The 424-nt window shown below is 51.4% G+C and carries 1 protein-coding gene; it reads left to right on the top strand.

The features are described 5' to 3' along the window. Positions 1–42: 42 nt before the first annotated feature. Positions 43–424 (top strand): hypothetical protein (locus tag HMPREF2975_RS03335; RefSeq protein ID WP_141757269.1); only part of this gene is annotated, 382 nt, incomplete at its 3' end.

Raw genomic sequence — 424 nt, 5'->3', positions numbered from 1 at the left:
TTCGTTGTCGAGGAATAACGTGTGTGAGGAAGGTGTAAGGCTGTGTCGTTGATGAGTCTTGACGAGCCGTTTTTCGAAGAGCTGAGGCTGCTGGCGGAATGTCGTAATGCTCTTTTTATGCGCAATATTCACCATCCTCGTTCGATCAGTATCAGTCATGCTGGTGATCCGATTTACCACTTGGCTCAGCTTGAGGATGGGCAGTTCGCATATGGAGGCAGCTCGCGAAACGGGGATATTCAATTTACGTTCTTTTCCCCGGATCTTGACCTGGTGACGCGCTGGTTCATCTACCAGGCGGGCGAATCATTCCGCTGGGCGCAGCGCGGCTACGCGTCCTTGTACTTTCCGTGTTATACCTATGAGCAGTGGTCCGGATATGAACTGGTGGAGGTAGAAAAGTACACGTACGCTCTTAAGACGC

It is taken from the genome of Actinomyces sp. HMSC065F12 (genome assembly GCF_001814535.1).
GTDB lineage: Bacteria > Actinomycetota > Actinomycetes > Actinomycetales > Actinomycetaceae > Pauljensenia > Pauljensenia radingae_A.
The sequence above is the reverse complement of the archived record's forward strand: the minus strand, read 5'-3'. Positions and strand labels throughout refer to the sequence as shown.